This window comes from Dyella sp. (assembly GCF_036746095.1).
Classification (GTDB): domain Bacteria; phylum Pseudomonadota; class Gammaproteobacteria; order Xanthomonadales; family Rhodanobacteraceae; genus Dyella_B.
Genome location: NZ_DAIOEU010000002.1, coordinates 159,945 through 183,581, shown reverse-complemented (window position 1 = coordinate 183,581; position 23,637 = coordinate 159,945). Strand labels below are relative to the sequence as shown.

General features: G+C 63.0%; 22 protein-coding genes. 9 read left to right on the top strand and 13 right to left on the bottom strand.

Annotated elements, in window-relative coordinates:
• Positions 1–292: 292 nt before the first annotated feature.
• Positions 293–1,267, top strand: a complete 975-nt coding sequence (locus tag V7M64_RS01905) for an RluA family pseudouridine synthase (protein WP_333676644.1) — start codon at positions 293–295, stop codon at positions 1,265–1,267.
• A 29-nt stretch (positions 1,268–1,296) separates the two neighbouring features.
• On the opposite strand, the gene V7M64_RS01900 is transcribed toward V7M64_RS01905, so the two are convergent.
• Together V7M64_RS01900 and V7M64_RS01895 are read right to left on the bottom strand one after the other, a co-directional pair.
• On the bottom strand, positions 1,297–2,820 hold the full coding sequence (locus V7M64_RS01900) for a CPBP family intramembrane glutamic endopeptidase (protein ID WP_333676643.1): 1,524 nt from the start codon (positions 2,818–2,820) through the stop codon (positions 1,297–1,299).
• The gene (locus tag V7M64_RS01895; RefSeq protein WP_333676641.1) at positions 2,817–3,158 is read right to left on the bottom strand and encodes a 4a-hydroxytetrahydrobiopterin dehydratase; all 342 of its coding nucleotides are present in this window, start codon (positions 3,156–3,158) and stop codon (positions 2,817–2,819) included. Before V7M64_RS01895 ends, V7M64_RS01900 begins: the two co-directional genes overlap by 4 nt.
• A gap of 158 nt (positions 3,159–3,316) precedes the next feature.
• Here V7M64_RS01895 and V7M64_RS01890 point away from each other — a divergent pair, with 158 nt between their 5' ends.
• Positions 3,317–3,925, top strand: a complete 609-nt coding sequence (locus tag V7M64_RS01890; RefSeq protein ID WP_333676640.1) for an NfuA family Fe-S biogenesis protein — start codon at positions 3,317–3,319, stop codon at positions 3,923–3,925.
• A gap of 95 nt (positions 3,926–4,020) precedes the next feature.
• Here the strand turns inward: V7M64_RS01890 and V7M64_RS01885 are convergent, their stop codons facing one another.
• From V7M64_RS01885 to V7M64_RS01850, 8 genes are all read right to left on the bottom strand, one after another.
• Entirely contained in the window at positions 4,021–4,371 is a 351-nt protein-coding gene (locus tag V7M64_RS01885; RefSeq protein ID WP_333676638.1) for a cytochrome c, read from the bottom strand.
• A 21-nt stretch (positions 4,372–4,392) separates the two neighbouring features.
• On the bottom strand, positions 4,393–4,725 hold the full coding sequence (locus V7M64_RS01880; protein WP_333676637.1) for a cytochrome c: 333 nt from the start codon (positions 4,723–4,725) through the stop codon (positions 4,393–4,395).
• Between the two features lie 130 nt (positions 4,726–4,855).
• Positions 4,856–6,088: a TraB/GumN family protein gene (locus V7M64_RS01875; RefSeq protein WP_333676635.1), complete on the bottom strand. Its 1,233-nt coding sequence runs from the start codon at positions 6,086–6,088 to the stop codon at positions 4,856–4,858.
• 155 nt (positions 6,089–6,243) lie between these two features.
• Positions 6,244–7,134: a carbon-nitrogen hydrolase gene (locus V7M64_RS01870; protein ID WP_333676634.1), complete on the bottom strand. Its 891-nt coding sequence runs from the start codon at positions 7,132–7,134 to the stop codon at positions 6,244–6,246.
• Between the two features lie 95 nt (positions 7,135–7,229).
• Positions 7,230–7,757 carry a YbhB/YbcL family Raf kinase inhibitor-like protein gene (locus V7M64_RS01865; protein WP_333676633.1) on the bottom strand — a complete coding sequence of 176 codons (528 nt, stop codon included), beginning with the start codon at positions 7,755–7,757 and terminating at the stop codon, positions 7,230–7,232.
• A gap of 120 nt (positions 7,758–7,877) precedes the next feature.
• A complete protein-coding gene (locus V7M64_RS01860; protein WP_333676632.1) occupies positions 7,878–8,630 on the bottom strand; it encodes a helix-turn-helix transcriptional regulator in 753 nt (250 codons plus the stop codon).
• Between the two features lie 13 nt (positions 8,631–8,643).
• Positions 8,644–9,681, bottom strand: a complete 1,038-nt coding sequence (locus V7M64_RS01855; protein ID WP_333676630.1) for an agmatine deiminase family protein — start codon at positions 9,679–9,681, stop codon at positions 8,644–8,646.
• Between the two features lie 196 nt (positions 9,682–9,877).
• Positions 9,878–10,222, bottom strand: a complete 345-nt coding sequence (locus V7M64_RS01850; RefSeq protein WP_333676628.1) for a hypothetical protein — start codon at positions 10,220–10,222, stop codon at positions 9,878–9,880.
• Positions 10,223–10,525: 303 nt separating this feature from the next.
• Here V7M64_RS01850 and V7M64_RS01845 point away from each other — a divergent pair, with 303 nt between their 5' ends.
• The 6 genes from V7M64_RS01845 to prfB all read left to right on the top strand — a co-directional run bounded on the left by V7M64_RS01845 (position 10,526) and on the right by prfB (position 19,145).
• Entirely contained in the window at positions 10,526–12,409 is a 1,884-nt protein-coding gene (locus V7M64_RS01845; protein WP_333676626.1) for an ATP-binding cassette domain-containing protein, read from the top strand.
• A gap of 3 nt (positions 12,410–12,412) precedes the next feature.
• Positions 12,413–13,327, top strand: a complete 915-nt coding sequence (locus V7M64_RS01840) for a phosphoglycerate mutase (RefSeq protein WP_333676625.1) — start codon at positions 12,413–12,415, stop codon at positions 13,325–13,327.
• Complete coding sequence (recJ, locus tag V7M64_RS01835) at positions 13,327–15,045, top strand: single-stranded-DNA-specific exonuclease RecJ (RefSeq protein ID WP_333676624.1); 1,719 nt, start codon at positions 13,327–13,329, stop codon at positions 15,043–15,045. The genes V7M64_RS01840 and recJ overlap by 1 nt, the downstream gene beginning before the upstream one ends.
• A 341-nt stretch (positions 15,046–15,386) precedes the next feature.
• The gene (locus V7M64_RS01830; protein WP_333676623.1) at positions 15,387–15,752 is read left to right on the top strand and encodes an STAS/SEC14 domain-containing protein; all 366 of its coding nucleotides are present in this window, start codon (positions 15,387–15,389) and stop codon (positions 15,750–15,752) included.
• A 328-nt stretch (positions 15,753–16,080) separates the two neighbouring features.
• Positions 16,081–17,751 (top strand): asparagine synthase B, encoded by a 1,671-nt coding sequence (gene asnB / locus V7M64_RS01825; protein ID WP_333676622.1) that lies wholly within the window; start codon positions 16,081–16,083, stop codon positions 17,749–17,751.
• A 268-nt stretch (positions 17,752–18,019) separates the two neighbouring features.
• A protein-coding gene (prfB, locus tag V7M64_RS01820) for a peptide chain release factor 2 (protein ID WP_333676621.1) occupies positions 18,020–19,145 on the top strand; the annotation gives its coding sequence in 2 pieces (ribosomal slippage) (positions 18,020–18,094 and positions 18,096–19,145; 1,125 coding nt in all).
• Here prfB and V7M64_RS01815 read toward each other — a convergent pair.
• Complete coding sequence (locus V7M64_RS01815; protein WP_333676620.1) at positions 19,087–19,572, bottom strand: hypothetical protein; 486 nt, start codon at positions 19,570–19,572, stop codon at positions 19,087–19,089. The genes prfB and V7M64_RS01815 overlap by 59 nt on opposite strands.
• A gap of 10 nt (positions 19,573–19,582) precedes the next feature.
• Here V7M64_RS01815 and lysS point away from each other — a divergent pair, with 10 nt between their 5' ends.
• Complete coding sequence (gene lysS, locus V7M64_RS01810) at positions 19,583–21,103, top strand: lysine--tRNA ligase (RefSeq protein ID WP_333676619.1); 1,521 nt, start codon at positions 19,583–19,585, stop codon at positions 21,101–21,103.
• A gap of 229 nt (positions 21,104–21,332) precedes the next feature.
• Here lysS and V7M64_RS01805 read toward each other — a convergent pair whose 3' ends face one another.
• Positions 21,333–22,019, bottom strand: a complete 687-nt coding sequence (locus tag V7M64_RS01805; RefSeq protein WP_333676617.1) for a DUF2461 domain-containing protein — start codon at positions 22,017–22,019, stop codon at positions 21,333–21,335.
• 161 nt (positions 22,020–22,180) lie between these two features.
• Positions 22,181–23,629, bottom strand: a complete 1,449-nt coding sequence (gene sbcB / locus V7M64_RS01800) for an exodeoxyribonuclease I (protein WP_333676615.1) — start codon at positions 23,627–23,629, stop codon at positions 22,181–22,183.
• Positions 23,630–23,637 lie beyond the last annotated feature (8 nt).

Sequence of the window (23,637 nt, the reverse complement as noted above, 5' to 3'; positions counted from 1 at the left end):
TGGTGTGGCGGCCTTTCCTTCGGATCGCGCCGCTGCGGTAAAGCGGCAAAATAACGGTAACGTTCCCGATACCGGGATGATTCTATGCACGCACGCCGCATCATCAGGTCAACAAAACCGGACAAGCGGCTACCCGAACCGTTACGATGAATGGGTGTTTGCAACCGGTTGCCAAGACGGCCTACCGGAGCAAACCTCGCCGGCGTAACAGGCGGGCGCCCGGGTCCCAACGGGATGTCGGTGGACCGGGCTGAGCGCTGTGCGAGTATCCTCTCAACCCAGGTTTTTTTCAATGCAGACGGCAACTTCCCCCGATGTACCTCAAGGGGTGCGTCAAGTAGAGATCGGTCCGGAGCGGGACGGTCAGCGCATCGACAACGCCCTCGTGACCCTGCTCAAGGGGGTGCCCAAGAGCATGATTTACCGGCTGCTGCGCACCGGCCAGGTGCGCGTGAACGGCAAGCGTGCCAAGCCGGATACGCGCCTGAGCCAGGGCGATATCCTGCGCATCCCGCCGGTGCGGGTGGCCGAGCGATCTCCCGAAGAGGGGGCATCCCCGGCGGCGCTCGCCGCGGTTGCCGACACCGTGATCTTCGAGGACAAGCATTTCCTGGTCATCGACAAGCCATCCGGCATGGCCAGCCACGGCGGCAGCGGGGTGAGCTTCGGCGCCATCGAGCTGCTGCGGCAGGCCCGGCCCCAGGACCACCTGGAGCTGGTTCATCGCCTGGACCGGGACACCAGCGGCGTGCTGGTGTTTGCCCGCACCCGTGCCGGGCTTACCGGTCTGCAGGCGGCCATCCGGGATGGTCAAGTCACCAAGCAGTACCTGTGCTTGATGGTGGGACATCCACAGAAGGCCAAGTTCGACGTCAACGCCCCCCTCAAGAAGTTCGTGTTGCAGGGCGGCGAGCGGATGGTGCGGGTGGCGGACGACGGCAAGCCGTCGCTCACTTTCTTCCGTGAAATGGACCAGTACACCGGCGCCCGCCTGATGCAGGCCACCTTGGGCACCGGCCGCACGCACCAGATTCGCGTGCACGCTGCGCACATCGGCCATCCGCTGGCCGGCGATCCCAAGTACGGCGACAAGGAGGCGAACAAGCGCTTCCATAAGCAGGGGCTGCACCGGTTGTTTCTGCACGCCTCAAACCTGTCCTTCGAGCTGGACGGGCGTGCCTATGGGTTTTCCGCGCCGTTGCCGGATGACTTGAAAGCCGTCCTGGACGCGTTGGGCACCAAAGGGAAAAGCCACCGTCGCTGGTAGGCGCCATGGAGGCTGGGACTTCACCCACCCTACAAAAAGAAGCGCGCGCTGACTTCGAGTGAGCGCAGCAGCGTCCCTCCAGCGAGCCCCGATTCCACCAGCAAAGCGCAGACCGCGTGCGCCAGCACGATCGGCAATACGCTGCGCGAGCGCATGAAGCACCACGCCCACCACAGTTCGCCGACAAAGCACAGCTGCATCAGCGTTCCGTTAGGGGTGTGCAATAGCGCAAATACCAGCGCCACCGGCACGATGGCCCAGTTCGGTCGAGGCAGCATCTGCTCGAAGCGACGTAGCAGCACGATCAGCATCAACCATTGCTGCAACCAGGCCCAGGCGAAATAGGCAAGCACATGCCCCGGCAGCAAGGGACGCAGCGAGTGACCGTAGACAAGAATAAGTAGTGCTGCGACCGGCAGTGTCGCGAGCGGCCACAGCCAATGGCGGCCCGCTTCAGGCCAGCGCCAGAGCCGCGGCAGATGGCGGCGCTCGATCGCCAACGCATAAGCGAGGCCGCCGCCGAAGGCCATCACGCCCAAGGGGGTCGGTCGCAAACCCCAGTGCAGCCCAATGATCAACCACAAGGGACCGAGCAGGCAGCCGGCGATGTCGATCCAGGGGCGCAGTGGACCCTGGATCGGGCGCAATACCAGCCAGGTCAATGCAGCCAGATAAAGAACGCAGGCGATCCAGGCCCATGCCGGAGAACTGCGGACCATCCGTTTGGCGTGCGGCGTTTCGCCGGCTGGAACGATCAATGCGGCTGGCCAGCGACCGCGAAGCTCGTCGCGTAGCGCCAGCATGGCCTCCGCACTGCTGTCTTCAGGCAGACGGAACAGCGGCATTGGCCAGTTTTGCGCGGGTGCGCCGAGGCGGTCGAGGCCCTGTGTCGTAATGCGTGGCGGCAAATCGATCGCAACGTCTTGCAAGCGCGGCATCGGCTCGGTAGTGAGCAATGCCGCCGATGCGATGCGCACGCTTGCTTCCCGGGGTATCTGGATGCGCAAGCGGAGCATCTGCGCGATGCCCGGCGTCGCACAAGCCCCGGCTGTGGCGCTGCGCCAGGTCAAGGCGCGCAAATCGACATGCACACTGCCGGTGTGCGGGGTCAGCACCTCGGCTAGCGGCGCCAGGCAAGCAGGTGTCCGGCCGCGACCTTGCCATACCAGGCCGAGCTCGCCGGGCGAGTCGCTCTGCAACTGCAACTGCAACTGCAAGACCGGCCAATGCTTCAGGTCGAGCGACCACGCAACCGGCAAGCCCAGTTCAAACGGCGTGCCGTCTTGGCTGGTGATGCGCAATGCATCGTCGCCCCGCGCTACCGTTGCGTTGCCGAAAGCGCGACCTGCCACCAGGTCGCGCGGTTTGCGCAGTGTCCATTGCCAAAGCGGCTGGTTGGCTTCCACTCGCGCGAGCTGCTGTTGCGCCTGGTCCAGCAATTGCGTGGCGGCGACGGTCGCCGCCAAGCGACCAAGCGCAAGACAGCCCGCCAGCGCGACCAGCACGTAGCCGGCGCAGATCAACGCCGCCGGAAGCCGCCTGGTGGGGATCAACGTTCGAGCAGAGCGTCGACGCGCGCGGCGCAGATGAAATCGTTCAACGACAGGCCACCCACGTCGTGCGTGGACCAGCGCAGCTTGCAATGGCCGTAGCCTGCCTCGATATCCGGATGGTGATCCTCATGGTTGGCCATGAAGCCCACCGCATTGATAAAGCCTAGCGTGCGATGGAAGTTGTCGAAGCGGAAATCCTTCACCAGGGCATTGCCTCCCGCACCGAGCTTCCAGCCCGGCACCAGCGGCAGCAGCGCGGCGATGGCTGCTTCGTCCAGCGCATGCTCTTTGCCTTTACGCGGCTGGCAGTGCTGGGCGGATAGCGGTTGGGCATTCATAGCGATCTCCGTCGTATGCTCAAACGCGGGAACTGTACGCGAAAACGGCGAAAGCGAACATTCGCGCGAAACAGGACTAAAATGGTGCAGTATCGACGACGCCCCGTCGCGCCGCGCTAACCCGACCTACACAGCTACACAGCTAAGTGAACACAGGCATGATCGAGATTTCCGAACGCGCGCAACAGCATTTCCTGCGCTTACTCGCCCAGCAAGGCATCGATGGGCTGGGCATCCGCCTGCGCGTCACTTCCCCGGGCACCCCAGCTGCCGATTGCGAACTGGAATTCTGCGAACCGCAGGAGCTCACCGGCGGCGAGTGGACGGTGGAGTGCCAAGGCTTCAATTTCTACATCGAAGGCGACAGCGCGTCGTGGCTGGAAAACGCCACCATCGATTACGAGCCGAGCCAGACTGGCGGCCAGTTGAACATCCGGGCGCCGAAGATCAAGGGCCAATTGCCGGGGACGGACGCAGGCCTGGTTGAGCGCGTGCGCTACGTGCTCGAAGCCGAAGTGAATCCGCGCATTGCCGCGCACGGCGGACGCGTGAGCCTGCTGGAAGTGGATGCCGATGGCGTGGTCGTACTGCAATTCGGCGGCGGCTGCCACGGCTGCGGCATGGTCGATGTCACGCTCAAGCACGGCGTGGAAAAAACGCTACGCGAACGCGTGCCGGAAATCACCGCAGTGCGTGATGCCACTGACCACAAGGGCGGCGCCAATCCGTACTACAGCAAGAACGAAGGGCAGTCTGCGATGGGGTGATGTAACGAGGTGGCTGTCACCCGTTTACATCCATCTATCCTCAAGGCCGTCATTCCCGCTTCGCGGGAATGACGGCCATTACATCGCGAGAGCGATCAATCGCCCTGCACGTGACCTTTCAACGTATCCATCTTCGTCGGCAACGTTGAGTAATACGTGGCGATATCGTCGATATCCTGATCCGATAGCGTCGCGGCGAAACCCTTCATGATCGGGTTGTTGCGGCGACCGTCCTTGTATTCGTGCAAGGCCTGCTGGATGTAGCCAAAGTACTGGCCGGCCAGGCGCGGATATTGCGGATCGACAGCATTGCCGTCCGCACCATGGCAAGCAAAACAGGCGGCTGCCTTGGATTTGCCGTTTGCCGCATCGCCGCCGGCCAGCAGCGGCGCCGACACCAGCGCAAGAGCCATACCGAACGAGAGCAGCGTGAGCGTGCGTTTCATGCAGATGGAATCCTTGAGCTGTTACTTGGCAGCAATGCTGGAAAGATAAGCGGCAATATCCTGGATCTCCTGATCGGAGAGGCTCTGCGCCTGCGCCATCATGGTCGGATGCGTGCGATCGCCCGATTTGTATTCATGCAACGCGCTGATCAGGTATTGCTCGTTCTGCCCTGCGATCTTCGGCACCGGATATTGCGGGTACGCGTTGTTGGTGCCGGGAACGCCATGGCAACCATTGCAGGTATAGACGAGGGTACGGCCGTTTTTCTTGTCGCCCGTGGCATGGGCAGAGCTGGAACAAAACAGGACAGCAGCAGTGATGGCGGCCAGGCCAAACAATTGCAATCGAATCATCAAAAGGATCCCCAAGGTTCCAGCGGATGCGTGCAACGTACTTCAGCCGAGTATAGAGGCTGCTCCGGAGCCGTCACAATGGGCGATGCGAGCGCATGGGTCGCGACAAAAAGCCGCGCATCGCCGCCAATCAGAACAGGTTCTTGAGAATGTGGATGCCGGCGGTGTACTCACCGACGATGGTGCCCAGGCAAACCAGGAAGAAGTTGAGCAACGTGCGCGCCACGCGGTTGGTCCACCAGCCGCTCCAGTGCACGATGTCGTCGCGCAGGTTTTCGAAATCCGCCACGCGCGGCCGGCGCACCCATGCCTCGACCATGGCGCTGATGCCACCGGACGGAATGCCCGGACGGAACGGCTTGATCGGCCCGGCTATGAAGGCGGCGATGATGCTCAATGGATGGGCACGTGCCAGCAGTGCGCCAATTGCCGAGAAGCCGCCGGTAAACAGCACCCAGTCGCGCAAGGCCTGCGCGCCCAGCGCCGTGTTGCGATGGAAGGCGTAGCCGATCGCCGCAAACACCAGCAGCACGAGGCCGACCGCCAGCCATTTGGGCCACTTCGCCTTGGGCGGTGCCTTGGCCAGTTCCGCCACGGTGTCGCTCGGATCGGCCTGCTGGATGCGCAAGTGTTCACCCAGGCCTTTCAAGTGTCCTGCGCCGATCACCACCAGTACCTTGCACGGGTTGGCGGTGACGGAACGCCCGGCCTCCTCGCGCAGACGCGCTGCCATGTAAGCGTCGCGTTCGGCGATCAGGCTGCGATACAGCGGCGCCGATTCGTTGGCAAATTCGCTGAAGGCGCTTTCCAGCATGTCGCCTTGTTTGAGCTTCTCGATTTCCTTCTCGTCGATCGTCTCGCGCTCGAACACGCTGGCCAGCATGCCGCCGAGCAGGCCGAAGCGCTGCCAGAAACCCACGCTGTGCCAGGCGCGCTTGAGCGTGGTGCCCACTTCGCGATCGACCAGCCATAGCGGCACATTGAGTTCGGCCGCGCCATCCATCGCCGCTTTCATTTCGGCGCCGGGCTGGATGCCGTACTGATCGGCCAGGCGTTTCTGGAAGGTGGACAGCACCAGGCTCGCTGCCACCATGCCGGCCTTGCCCTCGCGGATCACGCGGAACAGGTCCATCTGCTTGAAGGCTTCCGGATCGCGCATGCCCTGCGCACGGCTTTCGCACAATTCCACTGCGATGGCATCGAACGATTCACTCGCCAACAACGCCTTCACCGCGTCCACGCTGGCACGTGACACATGGGCCGTGCCCAGCACCACATACTCCACGCCATCGCGCTGCACGCGCTCGATCGGCTGGCCGCTCAGGTCAGGCTTGGTGGGCAGGTGGGTTTCGGGGACGCTCATGCGGGGTAATGCAGGTGACAGGGGGACACCCAGCATGGAGATTCGGGGTGCCCAGTGCAAGCTTGCCTTTGAAAAGATGAGGATTTGGCCGATCTTCGCCGACTGGGACGACAATGCCAGCTTTTACGCGCACGGCGATGCCGGATTTGCAGTTATCAATCGCGGAAGCGCTTCAGTAGATCGCCATACGCATCGATCCGCCGATCGCGCAGGAACGGCCAGATCCGCCGCACGTGCTCGCTGCGCGCCATGTCGACCTCGACGATCAGCAATTCGCGCTTGTCGGAGCACGCCTGGGCCAGGAATTCGCCCTGCGGTCCGGCCACGAAGCTGTTGCCCCAGAACTGGATGCCCGCACCCACGCCGGCCGGATCAGGTTCGTAGCCAGTGCGGTTGCATGCCAGCAACGGAATGCCGTTCGCCACGGCGTGGCCGCGCTGGACGGTGATCCACGCTTCGCGCTGGCGGTCCTTTTCGTCTTGCGCATCGTCAGGATCCCAACCGATCGCAGTGGGATAAAGCAGCAGCTCGGCGCCGGCGAGCGCCATCAGGCGTGCAGCTTCCGGATACCACTGGTCCCAGCACACCAGCACGCCGAGGCGTCCCACCGAAGTGTCGATCGGCTCAAAGCCCAGGTCGCCCGGTGTGAAATAAAACTTTTCATAGAATGCCGGATCGTCCGGAATGTGCATCTTGCGGTATTTGCCGGCGATCGTCGCAGAGCGATCGAACACCACCGCGGTGTTGTGATAGAGCCCGGCGGCGCGCTTTTCGAACAGCGACGACACCACCACCAGCTTCAGTTCCTCCGCCAGCTTGCCGATGCGTGCGGTGCCGTGGCCGGGAATGGTCTCGGCGTTGTCGAACTCGTTGACCGATTCGTGCTGGCAGAAATACGGGCCGTTGTGCAGCTCCTGCAGCAGCACGAGTTGCGCCCCCGCTGCGGCGGCTTCGCGCAGTCCAGCTTCGATGGCGTCCAAATTGGCGTCGCGGCTGCCACGGTGCGTTTCCTGCAGCAGCGCAACCTTGAGGGTCTTGCGGGTCATGGGCGTTTCCTGGTCGCTTGGCGGCGAGAAACGCATAGTGTAGGCGAATGTGCGCAATCCCAACGCCGGCTGGGGTTGCGCCCGCAACGATATGTCTATCGCCCGTAGGTCAGGGTCTGTTGCGCCTTGTCCAGCACATGGCTGTGCACCATGAAACCCGCCAGCGCCGCGCTGGCATGGTCAGGAACATCCAGCTGCGAAACGTCCAGTGCGTAGACGGTGAATACATAGCGATGCGGCTTGTCACCCACAGGCGGGCAGGGGCCGCCCCAGGTGGTGGTGCCGAAGTCGTTATGCACACCGCGCGCGCCGGTGGGCAAGGCACCGCCTTCGGGCAACGAATGGATCGATGCGGGCAGATTGATCACCACCCAATGCCACCAACCGCTGCCGGTCGGCGCATCCGGATCGTAAACCGTCATCGCGAAGCTGCGCGTGCCTGCCGGCTGTCCTCGCCACTGCATGGCGGGAGCAAGGTTTTTCCCGCTGCAGCCGAAGCCATTGAAGGTGTATGCCGGTGCGATATGGCCGGTGGCGTCGGTCGCGTCGACGTGCAAGGAAAAATCCCCGGCGTGAGCAGCGGCGGCACTGAAGGCTAAGAAGACAGCAAGCGTACGGAGCATGACAGGCACTCGTGTTGTGGACAGCGGCAGAATACGCAGGCATCTGGCATCGGCCTGCCACGCCACGCGCAATCAATCGCCCGAAACGCTCATGCTTTCTTCAACGCCAGCCTTCCTTGCCTACCCGCGCAGCTCGGAAGGTAGCGTGCCGAAACGCAGGCGAAATCTCGCGGCAAAACGTGATGGCGAGAGATAACCGCAATCTTCCGCAATGCGCTTGAGCGGCTGCGACGTGGTCTGGATCAAGGTAAGCGCCCGGGCAAGGCGTACTTCTTCCAGCACGGCGCGAAAACTCGTGTTCTCGGCGGCCAGCTTGCGACGCAAGGTCGCCACGCTCATCGCCAGCTGCGCAGCCATCGCGTCGGCTTGCCATGCCTTGTCCGGTATCTCTGCCAGCAGCATGCGCACACGCTCGGCCATCGCGGGCGCTTGCATCGGTACTGGGCGGAAGCCACTCAGATCCAACGCTTCCAGCAACTCACGCACGCGATGCACCAGCACCGCTTGCGGCAATTGCTGCCGCAGGCCGAGTTCCACATGCGCAAACGACTGATCCAAGGCCGGGGAGGGCGGCAATACCGCCCATGTGACCGGCGCAGCATCCGCCGGCCATTGCTTTTCCAGCAGCACTCCGCGCGACACCGCCACGCAGCTGGAGAGATAGGGGCTGTCGCTGGCCGGCAGGTTTTCCACATTCAGCAGCATGCCGGGCGTGACCACCAGATAGTGGCCCACGTCGACAGCTTCACGCCGCACTCCGTCCGCCAGTCGTTTCTGTCCGGCGCGGATGCGCGCCACGATGAAGTCACCGAACGGCACCGCAGCCATGCGCTGCCGGCGCCGGGCATGGAAGTTGAGAAGCGCGACGCTCATGCGGCGTGCTGGATCAGCCCAGCAACCCCGCCGGCAATTGCATGGTGATGCAATGCAAGCTGCCGTTTTGCCAGATCAAGGGGCGGCAGGGGACTTGCACGACGGCGCGGCCAGGATGCGCTTCACCGATGATGCGCGCGGCCTCGTTGTCGGCAGTGTCGCCATAAGCCGGAACCAGTACTGCGCCGTTGACGATCAGGTAATTCGCGTAAGACGCAGCCAGGCGGCGACCGCCATCGATGATCGGCTTGGCCCAGGGCAATGGATACAGCGTGTAGGGTTTGCCATCCGGCGTGCGCAACGCAGCCAGTTCCTCGCCCATGCGCTGCAATTCGGCGTGGTGTACGTCGCCGGTATCGTCGCAAGCCTGATAAACGATGCGGTCGTCCGGCGCAAAGCGCGCCAGCGTGTCGATGTGCGCGTCGGTGTCGTCACCTTCCAGATAGCCGTAATCGAGCCATAGTACGCGCTTGGCATGCAGGCTGTCGCGCAGGATGTTGCTCATGTCCTCGCGCGATTGCTCCGGATGCCGCTGCGCAAGGCAGCGCCATGTGGTGAGGATGGTGCCGAGGCCATCGCTCTCGATACCGCCGCCTTCCAGCGCCCAATCGATGCGTTGATGGTCGGCGGAACCAAATACGCCTGCCTCCACCAGCCCGGCGATCAGCGCATCATCCTGCTCGGCGCCGAACTTGCCGCCCCAGCCGGTGAAGCGGAAATCGGTAAGTTGGAAACGACGGTCATCGCCGCGCAACGTGATCGGACCGGAATCGCGCAGCCAGGTATCGTCGTAGGGCAGTTCCACGAAACGGATGCGCGAGAGGTCCGCATGCGCCACTTGCAGCTTCGCCGTGGCATGCGCGCGCAACGCGGCATCGGCCACCACGATGATCAGCGATTGGAAACGCGTGATTGCCGCGGCCAGCGCGACGTAGGTGGATTCCACCTGTTCGAGCCGCTCGGCCCAGTCGGTGCCGTCATGCGGCCAGGCAATCAACACGGCGGCCTGCGGCTCCCATTCGGCCGGCAGGCGCAAGCTGGAATCGGTCATGGGGACAGCACTCGCGCTAGGAGGAATCACCTGACGAATGGCCAGGCAGGCAAGTGTGGAAGTTTACGATGCCGCTGATGGTTACGCGAGGAGCTTTGTTGCTGGCATAGCCCCATGTCGCCTGGTCGTCGTTCCGGCGAAAGCGCCTCGGCTTTCGCCGGAACGACAAGCGGGAAATTCGCGTCTAGGCCAAGAATCAATTCACCGCCGCAGGATTGCGATTGTTCCCCGCGGGCGTATTCAACACCGCATGAATCACATGGCTCTTCTCGAAGTACACGATGAAATTCGAGTACTCCCAACGATTGATGGTCGGATGATGCGCCGAGTCTCCGCCACGTGGCGACAACTTGCGCAACGGCGCGCCGTATCGTTTCTCCACCTGCGCCATGCTCATGCCACGGGCCGGCAGGTGCATGGTTCTTTCTTCCTGCACGCGCTGGGTGAGCGTTTCCTGGGCATGGGCCGCCTGCGACGCGGCCAGCCCGGCGCCAAGAGCCATGGCTGCCAGCAAGGGCAGGGTGTGACGGTGCTTGAACATGATTCCCCTCTCCGCACAAAGCGTTGCCGCGCTGTTGTAGCAGAACCGTTGAACACGCGCCACGAGCAAAACCCCCAGATGTGATGGGGGCCGCTCCGCTCCATTCTGCGCAGGCGTCACGGCCCCTGTCTGTCCGCATATCTTCGGTCTGTCGTCTCGACAGACGGTCGGTCTGCCTTCGTCGATGGCCCTGTGATCTGCGAACAGACAGGAACGATGCCACCCACTCAGAATGAATCGGAGCGCCCCTGACCGTTATCATGTGCGGCTTCGGGCGCTACGCCCGGCTTAGCCAGACCACACATGATTGCGTTCCGCCACTTCGCCCTGCGCCGCGGCAGCCGGTTGCTGCTTTCCGATATCGATCTCGTCATCCAGAGCGGATGGCGCCTGGGCGTGATAGGTCGCAACGGCTGCGGCAAGTCCAGCCTGTTTGCGGCCCTGCAAGGCCAACTCGAGGCGGACGCGGGCGAACTGGACATGCCGGCCAGGCTGCGCCTGGCCTCGGTGGCGCAGGAAACTCCGGCGTTGCCCGACCCCGCCATCGACTACGTGATGGGCGGTGACGTCGAACTGGCCGCCGCCATCCGCGAGGAGGCCGACGCCCAGGCTCGCGGCGACATGGAGGCGATGGCCCGCGCGCATCACCGCATCGAGGAACTGCACGGCTACGACGCCCGTGCCCGCGCCGGCCGTCTGTTGCATGGACTCGGCTTCAGTCCCGACACGCATGAACGCGCGGTACAGGAATTCTCCGGCGGCTGGCGCGTGCGCCTGAACCTGGCCCGCGCACTGATGGCGCCCTCCGACCTGCTGCTGCTCGACGAGCCCACCAACCACTTGGACCTCGATGCCGTGCTATGGCTGGAAGAGTGGTTGCGCCGCTATCAGGGCACCTTGCTGGTGATCTCGCACGACCGTGAATTCCTCGACGGCGTGATCACCCACACCCTGCATCTCAACGAAGGCAGGGCCAAGCTCTACACCGGCAACTACAGTGCCTTCGAGCGCCAGCGTGCCGAGCAATTGCGACTGCAGCAAATTGCGCACGAGCGCGAGCAGGCCGAGCGCGCGCACCTGCAGTCCTTTATCGATCGCTTCAAGGCCAAGGCCAGCAAGGCCAAGCAGGCGCAGTCGCGCATGAAGCGGCTGGAAAAAATGGCGGGCACGGAAGCGATCCGTGCGGAACGTCCGTTCCGTTTCCAGTTTGCGGTGCCGGATCGCTTGCCGGATTCCATGCTGCAGTTGGAAGACGTGGAAGCCGGTTATGCCGGCACGCCACCTGCCGTGATCCTTCGCGACGTGCGCTTCCGCCTGGAAGCCGGCGAACGCGTCGGCCTGCTCGGCCCGAACGGCGCAGGTAAATCCACGCTGGTGAAAACCCTGGTCGGCGAACTGCCCGCGCTGCATGGCGAGCGCAAAGTGCACAAGGACCTGAAGATCGGCTACTTCGCCCAGCACACGGTGGAAAGCCTGCGCGAAGGCGCCAGTCCTTTCGATCACCTGCAGGACAAGGCGCCCGGCGTCGGCGCGCAAGTGTTGCGTGATTTCCTTGGCGGCTGGAATTTTGCCGGCGATCGCGCCTTCGAATCCGTCGATGGGTTTTCTGGCGGTGAACGCGCGCGCCTGGCGTTGGCGCTGATCGCCTGGGACAAGCCCAACCTGCTGCTGCTCGACGAACCGACCAACCACCTTGACCTGGACATGCGCGAGGCACTCGCCGATGCGCTGGCCGATTTCGACGGCGCATTGGTGCTCGTCTCGCACGATCGTCATCTGCTCGGCATGGTCTGCGACAGCTTCTTGCGCGTGGCCGATCACAAGGTGGAAGCGTTCGACGGCGACCTGGACGACTACGCGCGCTGGCTGCGCGCCCGCGGCGCCGCGCCGAAGAAAGCGGAGGCGGAAGCCAAGCCGACGGAATCCGCCGCGGATCGCCGCCGCGCTGCCGCTGCACAGCGCGAAAGCGAAAAGGCCTCACGCCAGCGCGTCAAGAAAATCGAAACGCGCGTCGCCGCCATCGACGACGAGCTGGGCAAGCTGGAGCAGAAGCTCGCCGATCCGGAAACCTACAACGGCCCCACCGCCGAGCTGATGAAGCTCAGCCAGCGCCAGGCGGAACTGCGCAAAGAAAAAGAAATGCTCGAAGCCGAATGGCTTGAGTTGTACGAGCTGCTCGAAGCCTGAGCCATGACCGGATCCGTACCGCGAACCCTGGAATGCTGGCTGCCTGCCTGGCAGCGTTTCGACCACGCACATCCGTTGCGTGCCTGGTTGCAGCGAGCGGATCGTCTTCTCGATGGCGCGGCGGGCTACCTCGGTGGTTTGGCCGCCTATTTTCACTGCGAAGACGGCATGCCTGCCGCGGCGCTCACTCGCGAATACCTGCACGGCGATGCCGGTGATGCCTGCTGGCTCAGCGCCGATCCGGCCTGGGTCCAGCCGGATCTGACCGGCGCGCGCCTGATGGCCTGCGGCCAGTTGCCGTTGAGCATGGGCGAAGCGGAAACATTGGCCGAACCGCTGCAAGCCGTGTTTGCCGACGAAGGCATCAAGCTGGAAGTCTCCTCCGCACAACGTTGGCATCTACGCTTGCCGACGCAAAGCAACTTGCCCGATTTCGCCGCGCCGGAAGCCGCACTCGGCGAAGACCTCTATGAACACTTGCCACAAGGCGAGCAAGCACGCCGCTGGCGCGCACTGTTCAATGAAGTGCAAGTGCTGCTGCACCAGCACCCCCTCAACGCGCAGCGCCGCGAACGGGGGCTGCCACCGATCAACAGCTTGTGGTTCTGGGGCGGCGGTGTTTTGCCCGTACAGGTAAGCACGGCGCTAAGCGGCGTGATCGGCGAAGACCTGTTGCTGCTGGCGTTGGCAAAACGCGCAGGCATTCCAGCGCAGCGTCGCACGCGGCTCGATGCGGCCAAGGCAGGTTGGTTGATCGATTTGCAGGACCAGTCTGCCGATGTGATCGCTGCGGAGTGGTGGCCTGCGTTGCAGCAACTATGCAAGCGCGAACCCGTGCGGTTCGCCTTCGCCAGCGGCGAGCGCTGGCTGCATCGCCCCTGGCATCGCATGCGCCTGTGGCGGCGGAGCAAACCTTGATGCGCCAAGTAATCAAGCAGCGCCCGCTGCTGGGTGAACCGGCAGGCTGGGGCGATGCCGTGCATCCGGTACTGCAACGCATCTATGCCGCGCGCGGTGTGCTGAACCCAGAACAAGCCGAGCATCGCTTGAATCGCCTCTTGTCGCCGCAGCATTTGAGCGGCATGCAACAGGCGGTCGTGTTGCTGGCGGAGGCGATTCGCAGTGACACCTCGATCATGATTGCCGGCGACTACGACTGCGACGGCGCTACCGGCACGGCTGTGGCCGTGCGCGGCTTGCGCATGCTTGGCGCGCAGCGCGTCGACTACGTGGTGCCCAATCGTTTTATTCACGGCTACGGGCTTACGCCGGAGCTGGTGGCCTCGCTGCCGTCGCACGCGCAGCTGATCGTCACCGTCGACAACGGCATCGCCAGCATGGCCGGCGTGGCGGCCGCACATGCGCGCGGCATGCGCGTGATCGTCACCGATCATCATCTGCCGGGCGATCATTTGCCGGAGGCGGATGCCATCGTCAATCCCAACGTGCAGGGTGATGGTTTTCCCAGCAAGGCGTTGGCCGGCGTCGGCGTGATGTTCTACGTGCTGCTCGCCCTGCGTGCGCATCTGCGCGAGCAGGATTGGTTTGCGACGAAGCCGGAACCGGATCTATCCGTTCTGCTGGACCTGGTGGCATTGGGCACCGTGGCCGACCTGGTGCCGCTGGATTACAACAACCGCGTGCTGGTGGAAGCAGGCATGAAACGCCTGCGCAGCGGCCGCGGTTGCGCAGGCATCCTCGCGTTGATCGAGGCCAGCCAGCGCAGCGCCGTCTCGCTGTGCGCCAGCGATTTCGCCTATGCCATCGGTCCGCGCTTGAACGCGGCGGGACGGCTGGAAGATATGCGGCTTGGCGTGGAGTGCCTGCTCACCGACGACGCATCGCAAGCGCGACGTTACGCCGGGCTGTTGAGTTCGATTAACCAGGAGCGCCGTGACCTGCAGGCGGCGATGGTGGCGGAGGCGGAAATCATGGTGGCCGGCGCCGCCAGCATCGAGGTGCAAAGCGTCGGCGTCACACTGTTCGAGCCAAGCTGGCATGCCGGCATCGTCGGCCTGGTCGCTTCCAAATTGAAGGAACGCCTGCATCGCCCCGTGATCGCTTTCGCGCCCGCCGGCGAGGATGACCCCGATCACCTGCGCGGCTCGGCGCGTTCCATCGCCGGTTTTCATATCCGCGATGCATTGGCGGTGGTCGATGCACGGCATCCCGGCTTGATCGAACGCTTCGGTGGCCACGCCATGGCCGCAGGGCTCAGCCTGCCTGCGCGGCACTACCCGCGTTTCGCCGAAGCCTTCGACGCCGTGGCGCGCGAGTGGCTGAGCGAAGAGCAACTGCAGGCCATTCTCTACACTGACGGCGAAATGCCCGCCGGCATGTTCACCCTGGAGATGGCGCGCATGCTGCGCTATGCCGGACCGTGGGGGCAGGCATTTCCCGAGCCGGTATTCGAGAACCGCTTCGAGTGCTTCAGTTGGAAACCGATGGGCGAGCGGCATCTGCGCCTGAGCCTGCGCGATCCGCGCGATGACGTGGTGCACGACGCGGTGATGTTCAACGCCTATGAAGGCAAGCCGCCGCCGAGCACGATGCGCGCTGCCTATGAGCTCACCATCAACGACTGGCAGGGCAGGGAATCGCCAAGGCTTCTGCTGCGCTATATGGAGCCCGCGTAGATTGGGGTGAAAACCCCAGCGTCTTTTGCTGGCTACCCAGGAAGAAGCCTGGGGTTACATCGAGCCCAGCGAACCGTCATTCCGGCGAAAGCGGGAATCCATTTTCAGGGATGCACCAAAGCAAAATGGATTCCCGCTTTCGCGGGAATGACGGCCGTATGGGTTACCGCAGACATACATGAGGCCACGCCAATTCCTTCCCGGACAGCAGTGGGCCTTCGCCGGAATGACGGCTCGCTCTGAAACAGCATTGCGAGAAAATTTCACACCCCTTCACTTGTGCGCCTGCTCAAATCGCGCTTGGATAACATCCTCAGGCGAAGCATCAAGGAGCATCGATCATGATCGAGCAACTCCCTTCTCTTCCGGCAGGCATTCTCGGCTTCCGCATGCGCGGCCTGGTCACCGCGCAGGACTATGAAAGCGTGATGGTGCCCGACATCGAAGCGGCCTTCGCGTTGAATCGCAAGCTGCGCCTGATGATCCACATCGGCGACGATTTCACCGGCTTCGCGCCCGGCGCCATGTGGGACGACGTAAAGCTGGGTTTCCGCCACATCAGCGGCTGGGAGCGCACCGCGCTGGTTACCGACGTGGGCTGGGTGCGCGTGATGTCCAGCATGTTCGGGTTCGCCATGCCCACGCATTTCAGGTTGTTCGCGGACGCTGAACTCGACGAGGCCATCCGCTGGGTATCGTCGATCTGAGCTGGTTTTGGACACCGGCTCCGATCGCATTCGGTAACGGTTGTAACCGTTGCGTGCGGTTCAGACTTGTGTTTTAGTCGGCGCCATGCACACCTGCCTTGCCAACCACCTCGCCAGTAAAGCCGCCTTCGCGGCGTGTGGTGTCGTGGCTGCAACGGTCCTGAACAACAACGCCAATACCAATAACCGCAACCGCGGACGGGCCGGCGTGTAGACGAGAGCAGCAAACAGACACACGCAAAGGGCCCGCCAAGTGCGGGCCCTTTTGTTTTTCCAGCATGTTGTTTTTAGCGTTTCACTCAACCAGCGAGCCAAAGGAAACCCCATCATGTGCGCCATCTTCGGAATGTTCGATCTTCAGCCGGGCGACGATCTGGCTGCGTTACGCCTGCTAGCCCTGGAGTTGTCGCAACGACAGCGCCATCGTGGACCGGATTGGAGCGGCGTGTTCGTGGATGCCGGCGTGATCCTGGTGCACGAGCGCCTGGCCATCGTCGACCCCGCCAGCGGCGCGCAGCCATTGCGCTCGCGCGACGGCCACCTGGCGCTGGCAGTGAACGGCGAGATCTACAACCATCGCGAGCTGCGCGCGCACAGCAGCTACGACTTCACCACCGGCTCCGACTGCGAAGTGATCAACGCGCTGTACCGCGAACATGGCGCGGATTTCCTCACCAGGCTCAATGGGATTTTTGCGTTCGCCTTGTGGGATGGCGATGCGAAGCGCTACCTGATTGCGCGCGATCCCATCGGCGTGTGCCCGCTGTACTGGGGGCATGATGCGCAGGGCCGGCTGCTGGTGGCCTCGGAAATGAAGGCCTTGGTTGGCGTATGCGCGGATGTCGCACCGTTTCCGCCCGGGCACGTTTACGACAGCACTCGCGGCGAACTGCAGCGTTACTACCAGCGTCCGTGGCGCGACTACGAGGCCACCAAGGGCCATGGCCCGGGCGAATTGCGCCAGGCATTCGAGCAGGCCGTGCATCGCCAGTTGATGACCGACGTGCCGTATGGCGTGCTGCTGTCCGGTGGTCTGGATTCCTCGCTGGTTGCCGCCTGCGCCGCGCGCTTCGCGCGCGAACGCGTCGAAGACGACGACCGCAGCGAAGCCTGGTGGCCGCGCCTGCATTCCTTCGCCATCGGCCTGGAAGGCTCGCCCGATCTTGCCGCCGCAAAAGTGGTCGCCGATGCATTGGGCACCGTGCATCACGGTTTCGTCTACAACTTCTGGGAAGGGTTGGATGCGCTGCCGGAAGTGATCCGCCACATCGAAACCTACGACGTCACCACCATTCGCGCTTCTACCCCGATGTACCTGCTCGCGCGCCGCATCAAGGCGATGGGCGTGAAGATGGTGCTGTCCGGCGAGGGCTCCGATGAAATCTTCGGCGGCTATCTGTATTTCCACAAAGCGCCTTCGGCCGAAGCCTTCCACGAAGAAACCGTGCGCAAGCTCGATGCGCTGCACAGCTACGACTGCCTGCGCGCCAACAAGTCGATGATGGCCTGGGGCGTGGAAGCGCGCGTGCCGTTCCTGGATCTCGAATTCATGGAAGCGGCGATGAGCATGGACGCCGCGCACAAAATGGCCGGCAACGGAAAAATCGAAAAAGCCGTGCTGCGCGAAGCGTTTGTCGGTGCGTTGCCGGAATCCATCCTGTGGCGGCAGAAAGAGCAATTCAGCGACGGCGTGGGCTACGGTTGGATCGATGGCCTGAAAGCGCACGCCGAACAGGCGGTCAGCGATCGCGAATTCGCCGCCGCCGCCTCGCGCTACCCTTTCAACACGCCCGCCACGAAAGAGGCGTACCTGTATCGCCGCATCTTCGAGAAATTCTTCCCGGGCGAGGCCTGCGCAGCGACTGTGCCGGGCGGCAAGTCGATCGCATGTTCCTCGCCGGCAGCGCTGGCATGGGACCCGGCGTTCGCGGCGATGGCCGATCCTTCGGGACGTGCGGTGCGTGACGTGCATGCGCATGCGCTGGAGGCAACCCCGTAAGCGCAGGCATCTCTCCTTCGAGGAATTTGAGTAGGTCGGGCTGAGGCGCAGCCGAATCCCAAGATCGGAATGTGTATGGCTCGTTGGGGTTCGGCTGCGCCTCAGCCTAACCTACGAGAGTTTTGCGTGGTGGTTCCTTCGCCGGCGAGGATGCCAATCCCGGCCGGCAAGGCTCGTCTCTTTCGGCTAGGCGCCTTCGCACCGGGTTTGCTACGATTGGCGTTTATCTCGCGCCCATCGGGCGCCATCCCTCCAGGGTTCAACCACCATGATCGAAACCAATCCGATCCTTGCGCAGATCGCGGACCTCACGGCCCGTATCGAGTCGCTTAGGGGGTATCTTTGACTACGACGCCAAGCGTGAGCGTCTGGAAGAAGTAAGCCGCGAACTGGAAAGCCCCACCGTGTGGGACGACCCGCCCCGCGCACAGGAACTGGGCCGCGAACGCGCCCGCCTCGACACCATCGTCAGCGGCATCGACCGCATCAGTTCCGGCCTTGCCGATGCCGGCGAACTGCTGGACATGGCGGCCGCCGACGGCGACGAAGCCACCGTGCAATCCGTGCAGAGCGACGTCGGCAAGCTCGACGCCGAAGTGGGCAAGCTGGAATTCCAGCGCATGTTTTCCGGCAAGATGGATTCGGCCAACGCCTTCGTCGACATCCAGGCCGGCGCCGGCGGCACCGAGGCGCAGGACTGGGCCGAAATGCTGCTGCGCATGTACCTGCGCTGGTGCGAAGCGCGCGGCTGGAAAACCGAGCTGATGGAAGCCAGCGCGGGCGACGTGGCCGGCATCAAGTCCGCCACCTTCCGCGTGGAGGGCGATTACGCCTACGGCTGGCTGAAAACCGAAATCGGCGTGCACCGCCTGGTGCGCAAGAGCCCGTTCGATTCCGACAACCGCCGCCACACCAGCTTCACCTCAGTGTTCGTGTCACCCGAAGTGGATGACGATATCGACATCGAGATCAACCCGGCCGATCTAAAAACCGATGTGTACCGCTCGTCCGGTGCCGGTGGCCAACACGTCAACAAGACCGAATCGGCCGTGCGTATCACGCACGTACCCAGTGGCGTGGTGGTGGCCTGCCAGACCGAGCGCAGCCAGCACGCCAACCGCGACCGCGCCATGAAGATGCTGGCCGCCAAGCTGTACGAACTGGAGATCCAAAGGCGAAACGCCGAAAAAGACGCGCTGGAAGCAACCAAGTCCGACATCGGCTGGGGCAGCCAGATTCGCAACTACGTGCTGGACCAGAGCCGCATCAAGGATCTGCGCACTGGCGTAGAACGCACCGATACGCAAAAGGTGCTGGACGGCGATCTCGACGATTTCATCGAGGCCAGCCTGAAAGCAGGTTTGGATGCCGGCGCCAAGCGTGTGGATGCTTGATCACCGATCGGGGAGTCATCGCATGAACCGCAAAACGATCTATGCAGTTCTTTTTGCATGCGCGAGCGTCGTGTTTTTCAGCAACGCTGCCGCCCAAACCGTCAAGCAGGATGCCAAAGACGCCGGACATGCCATCGGCAACGGCGCGCGTGATGTTGGGCATGCCACTGCAAACGGTGCGCGCGATGTCGGACACGCTACCGCGCATGTCGCCAAGACGATCGGCCATGGCGCCAAAGAAGCGGGCCATGGCATCGGGCATGGGGCCAAGGAAGTCGGCCACGGCGTCGCGCATGGTACGCGCGAAGGCTGGGACGCCACCAAACACGCCGTCAAGCATGTGTTCGGCAAAGACGATTGATGGCCGTTTGACCATCAGCGATACATAAAAGAAGTGTTTGGCGTTCGGTTTGAGCGCCGGCAGCAATGGAACCTCCATGACTGATACCACCGACAACCTGCCCATCGACGAAAACAAGCTGATCGCCGAGCGCCGCGAAAAGCTCAAGACGCTGCGCGAGCAGGGCATCGCCTTCCCGAACGACTTCAAGGTCGACAGCTTGGCCGGCGACTTGCAGGCCGAGTTCGAAGACAAGGAGCAGCACACCGCGGAAGCCATCGAAGCGCTGGCACGCCATGTGAAAGTGGCCGGCCGCATCGTGCTCAAGCGCGTGCAGGGCAAGGTCAGCTTCGTGCAGATGCAGGATTTCACCGGCCGCATCCAGTTGTTCATTCACCAGGGCACGGTGGGCGAAGCCACGTACGAGGCCTTCAAGGGCTGGGACGTGGGCGACCTGGTCGGTGCCGAGGGCCTGCTGATGCGCACCAAGACCGGCGAACTGTCGGTGAAGGTGCAAGCGCTGCGCCTGCTCACCAAGAGCCTGCGTCCGCTGCCGGACAAGTGGCATGGCCTGGCTGACGTGGAACAGCGCTATCGCCAGCGCTACGTCGACCTGATCGTTACCGAGGAAGCGCGCCGCGCCTTCATGCTGCGCTCGAAGATCATCGGCTACATCCGCAAGTGGCTGGAAGCCGAGCCGTACCGCTTCATGGAAGTGGAAACGCCGATGATGCACATCATCCCCGGCGGCGCCACGGCGCGTCCCTTCATCACGCATCACAACGCGCTGGATATCGATCTTTACCTGCGTGTGGCGCCGGAGCTGTATCTGAAGCGCCTGGTAGTGGGCGGCTTCGACCGCGTCTACGAGATCAATCGCAACTTCCGCAACGAGGGCGTGTCCACGCGGCACAACCCCGAATTCACCATGCTCGAGCTCTACCAGGCCTACGCCACCTATCACGAGATCATGGACCTCACCGAGGCGATGATCCGCCAGACGGCGAAGAACGTGCTGGGCACCACCCAGCTCACCTGGGAAGGTGCCGAGATCGACGTTGGGCCCGCCTTTCGCCGCTGGCGCATGGAAGACGCCGTGCTGGAGCTCAACCCCGAGATCAGGCGCGAAGAACTGCGCAACCGCGACGCCATGGCGGCGCATGCCAGGCGCCTTGGTGTGCAGGTGAAGCCCGGCTACGGCTGGGGCAAGCTGCTGCTGGAAATCTTCGAAAAGACGGTGGAACACACACTGGTGCAACCCACCTTCATCATCGACCACCCGGTGGAGGTCTCGCCGCTTGCGCGCGAGAACGACGTCGACAAGGGCATCACCGATCGCTTCGAGCTGTTCATCAACGGCAAGGAGCTCGCCAACGGCTTCTCCGAATTGAACGATCCGGAAGACCAGGCCGCGCGCTTCCAGGCGCAGGTGGATGCGAAGGAATCCGGCGACGACGAAGCCATGCACTTCGATGCCGATTACATTCGCGCGCTGGAAGTGGGCTTGCCGCCGACGGGTGGGCTTGGCGTGGGCATCGATAGGTTGGTGATGTTGCTGACCAACTCATCGTCGATTCGCGACGTGTTGTTGTTTCCCTACATGCGTCCGGAAGCGTGATCTACTCGCTCTCCCCCATCGTTGATCAATAACGGGGGAGAGGGCTGGGGCGAGGGGCGAATCTCGCGGGAAATTTCCTTTCCCTCACGTCATTCCGGCGAAGGCCGGAATCCAGTCTAGATATGACGTGCGAAGCACACATAATTTCTTTATGTTGAGTGCTTCGCACAACGTGTGCGTACTGGATTCCGGCCTTCGCCGGAATGACGTGAGGCGATGACAGGTTTACTTAAAACTCCAGCTCCTGCGCCGCACACAAATAATCAATCATCGGCGCCAACCGCTTGTAGCTGGCCACCATGAACGGCAACAGCTCCGACGAACACGCCAGCGCTTCGTCAAACTGCTCGCCCGCCGCGAAATCCTTGCGCTTTAGATCCTCGATCAGCTCATGCTCCGGATCGAATCCGCGCGGCGGCCGTGTCAACGAATCGCCCCAGAACGCAAAGTGATCGCGGAACGCCTTGCCCTGCACGGCGCGTTTCCACGCGGCTGGATTGTCGGCAAGAAACGCGCGAAGGCGCTTCAACGCATCCGGTTCCGGATGCCACATGCCGCCGCCGACAAAGCAGTCGCCCGGCTGGATGTGCGCATAGAACGAAGGTGCCGGAATTTCGTGCCGCCGCTCGTGGAAAAAACGTGCACTCGCCCACGGCTTGTACGGTTCCTTGTCGTTCGAGAAGCGTGTATCGCGGTAGATGCGAAACAGCGAGCCACCCATCTTGCGCGGATCGGCGCGGAAGTGGGCACTGATCTTCGCCAGCGGTGCCTGCATGTCGCCGATCAGTTCCAGGAACGGATCGCGCACGTCGCGCTCGTATTCGGCCTTGTGCTTCTGGAACCATTCGCGGTTGTTGTTACGGGCCAGGCTTTTCAGGAAACGGAACGTGGCAGGCGAAAAATAGGCGCGCGGCATGGCGATTCGATTCTCGTAGGTGTGGGGTGAAAACCCCAGCAATGGTGGCATATATGGCGATGTGTGTATGGCGTCATTCCCGCGAAAGCGGGAATCCCTTTTGCTCTTTGGCGAAAGGCGATGATGGATTCGCGCTTTCGCGGGAATGACGGCCGCGAGGGTCAGGCAATGGCAACGCCGGCCTCCACAGCAAGCTGCTCACCCCACGCTTGCAACTGATCCAATATCGCGCCCCTGCCACGAGCCAACGGATCACTGCGCAATAATTCCAGTTTGGCGAAATAATCCGCCAAGGTCAGCGCAGTAAGTGGCGTAGGCCGCGTCAGTCGCTGGATACGAAACGCTTCCCACCGCTCCCGTTCCTCGGCCGTCAACGTCTCCGGCCAGTTGCGCGCACGATAGCGAAACAGCAGCTCCGGATAACGCGCATCGCGAAAATTGAACCTGCGCGATCCCAATTGCTCCGGCGGCGTCGTGCGCACTTCGCGCAACAAGCGTTTATCGCTATCGAGGAGAAAGCCGCCATACAACGCCAGCTCCGGATCTTCCGGTGGCGGCAGCTCGGCCGTGCGCTGGAAAATGCGACGCAGTTTGTCGGCCAGATTCGTCGCCGTGCGCAATTGCTCCGCGTAGCCCAGACAGCGATCCACATCCAATTGCAACCGCGCAAGATCCACGCCCTTCAGCACGGAAAGCGGGGCCAGTGCCGGCGAGCGATTCGCATGCACGGTACGCAACGGAATACGCTCCACACCCTCGGGAAGATCGGCGCGTGCCGTAAAGATGCGGTCGACGATGTCCTCCACCTCCAGTTCCAACAGATCGCACGGATCCTGCGCGAGGTCGTACACGATGATTTCACCCGGCCGCGCCGGATGCACCGCCAATGGAATGATCATCGCCAGGCAACCACGGCTGGCCGGATAGCGCGAGGACACATGCACCAATGGTGTCATCGCCGCGAGATCGAGCAATTCGAATACGCGCTGCTTGCGACGCAAGCCGAAATGCCAATCCCACAGCCGTGGCTGGCGCACGCGGATCAGGCGTGCCAGGTCGATCAGCGCATACACGTCGGACAGCGCATCGTGCGCGCGTTCCTGCCGCAGATGATTGGCCGCCGCCAGATGTTCCAGCTTGAAGCTGGGCGTGCCGTCATCATGCGTGGGCCATACGATGCCTTCCGGCCGCAGCGCGGCGCACATGCGCACCAGGTCGATCAGGTCCCAGCGCGAATTGCCGTTTTCCCATTCGCGCGCATAAGGCTCGAAAAAATTGCGGTACAGCAATTGACGCGTGAACTCGTCATCGAAGCGCAGCGAGTTGTAGCCCACGCCACAGGTGTCCGGCGCGGCCAGCTGTTCGTGGACGCGTGCGGCGAAATCGGCCTCGATCAAACCATCGCGTTCGGCCTGCTGCGGCGTGATGCCGGTGATCAGGCAGGACTCCGGGCTGGGCGGCGTGTCATGCGGCGGCTTGCCGAAGAACATCACCGGCTCGTCGATGATTTCCAGTTCCAGGTTGGTCCGGATGCCGGCGAACTGGATCGGCCGGTCCCGGCGCGTGTCCGTACCGAAGGTTTCGTAGTCATGCCAAAAAAGCGTATGCATGCACGGAT

Excerpts from the sequence above, each read along its gene's own strand:
- V7M64_RS01895 (WP_333676641.1), bottom strand. The coding sequence starts at position 3,158 with ATGAATGCCCAACCGCTATCCGCCCAGCACTGCCAGCCGCGTAAAGGC.
- V7M64_RS01885 (WP_333676638.1), bottom strand. The coding sequence starts at position 4,371 with ATGAAACGCACGCTCACGCTGCTCTCGTTCGGTATGGCTCTTGCGCTG.
- sbcB (WP_333676615.1), bottom strand. The coding sequence starts at position 23,629 with ATGCATACGCTTTTTTGGCATGACTACGAAACCTTCGGTACGGACACG.
- V7M64_RS01845 (WP_333676626.1), top strand. The coding sequence starts at position 10,526 with ATGATTGCGTTCCGCCACTTCGCCCTGCGCCGCGGCAGCCGGTTGCTG.
- V7M64_RS01875 (WP_333676635.1), bottom strand. The coding sequence starts at position 6,088 with ATGAGCGTCCCCGAAACCCACCTGCCCACCAAGCCTGACCTGAGCGGC.
- V7M64_RS01850 (WP_333676628.1), bottom strand. The coding sequence starts at position 10,222 with ATGTTCAAGCACCGTCACACCCTGCCCTTGCTGGCAGCCATGGCTCTT.
- V7M64_RS01855 (WP_333676630.1), bottom strand. The coding sequence starts at position 9,681 with ATGACCGATTCCAGCTTGCGCCTGCCGGCCGAATGGGAGCCGCAGGCC.
- asnB (WP_333676622.1), top strand. The coding sequence starts at position 16,081 with ATGTGCGCCATCTTCGGAATGTTCGATCTTCAGCCGGGCGACGATCTG.
- V7M64_RS01905 (WP_333676644.1), top strand. The coding sequence starts at position 293 with ATGCAGACGGCAACTTCCCCCGATGTACCTCAAGGGGTGCGTCAAGTA.
- lysS (WP_333676619.1), top strand. The coding sequence starts at position 19,583 with ATGACTGATACCACCGACAACCTGCCCATCGACGAAAACAAGCTGATC.
- V7M64_RS01860 (WP_333676632.1), bottom strand. The coding sequence starts at position 8,630 with ATGAGCGTCGCGCTTCTCAACTTCCATGCCCGGCGCCGGCAGCGCATG.
- V7M64_RS01805 (WP_333676617.1), bottom strand. The coding sequence starts at position 22,019 with ATGCCGCGCGCCTATTTTTCGCCTGCCACGTTCCGTTTCCTGAAAAGC.
- V7M64_RS01840 (WP_333676625.1), top strand. The coding sequence starts at position 12,413 with ATGACCGGATCCGTACCGCGAACCCTGGAATGCTGGCTGCCTGCCTGG.
- V7M64_RS01890 (WP_333676640.1), top strand. The coding sequence starts at position 3,317 with ATGATCGAGATTTCCGAACGCGCGCAACAGCATTTCCTGCGCTTACTC.
- V7M64_RS01870 (WP_333676634.1), bottom strand. The coding sequence starts at position 7,134 with ATGACCCGCAAGACCCTCAAGGTTGCGCTGCTGCAGGAAACGCACCGT.
- V7M64_RS01865 (WP_333676633.1), bottom strand. The coding sequence starts at position 7,757 with ATGCTCCGTACGCTTGCTGTCTTCTTAGCCTTCAGTGCCGCCGCTGCT.
- recJ (WP_333676624.1), top strand. The coding sequence starts at position 13,327 with ATGCGCCAAGTAATCAAGCAGCGCCCGCTGCTGGGTGAACCGGCAGGC.
- V7M64_RS01830 (WP_333676623.1), top strand. The coding sequence starts at position 15,387 with ATGATCGAGCAACTCCCTTCTCTTCCGGCAGGCATTCTCGGCTTCCGC.
- V7M64_RS01880 (WP_333676637.1), bottom strand. The coding sequence starts at position 4,725 with ATGATTCGATTGCAATTGTTTGGCCTGGCCGCCATCACTGCTGCTGTC.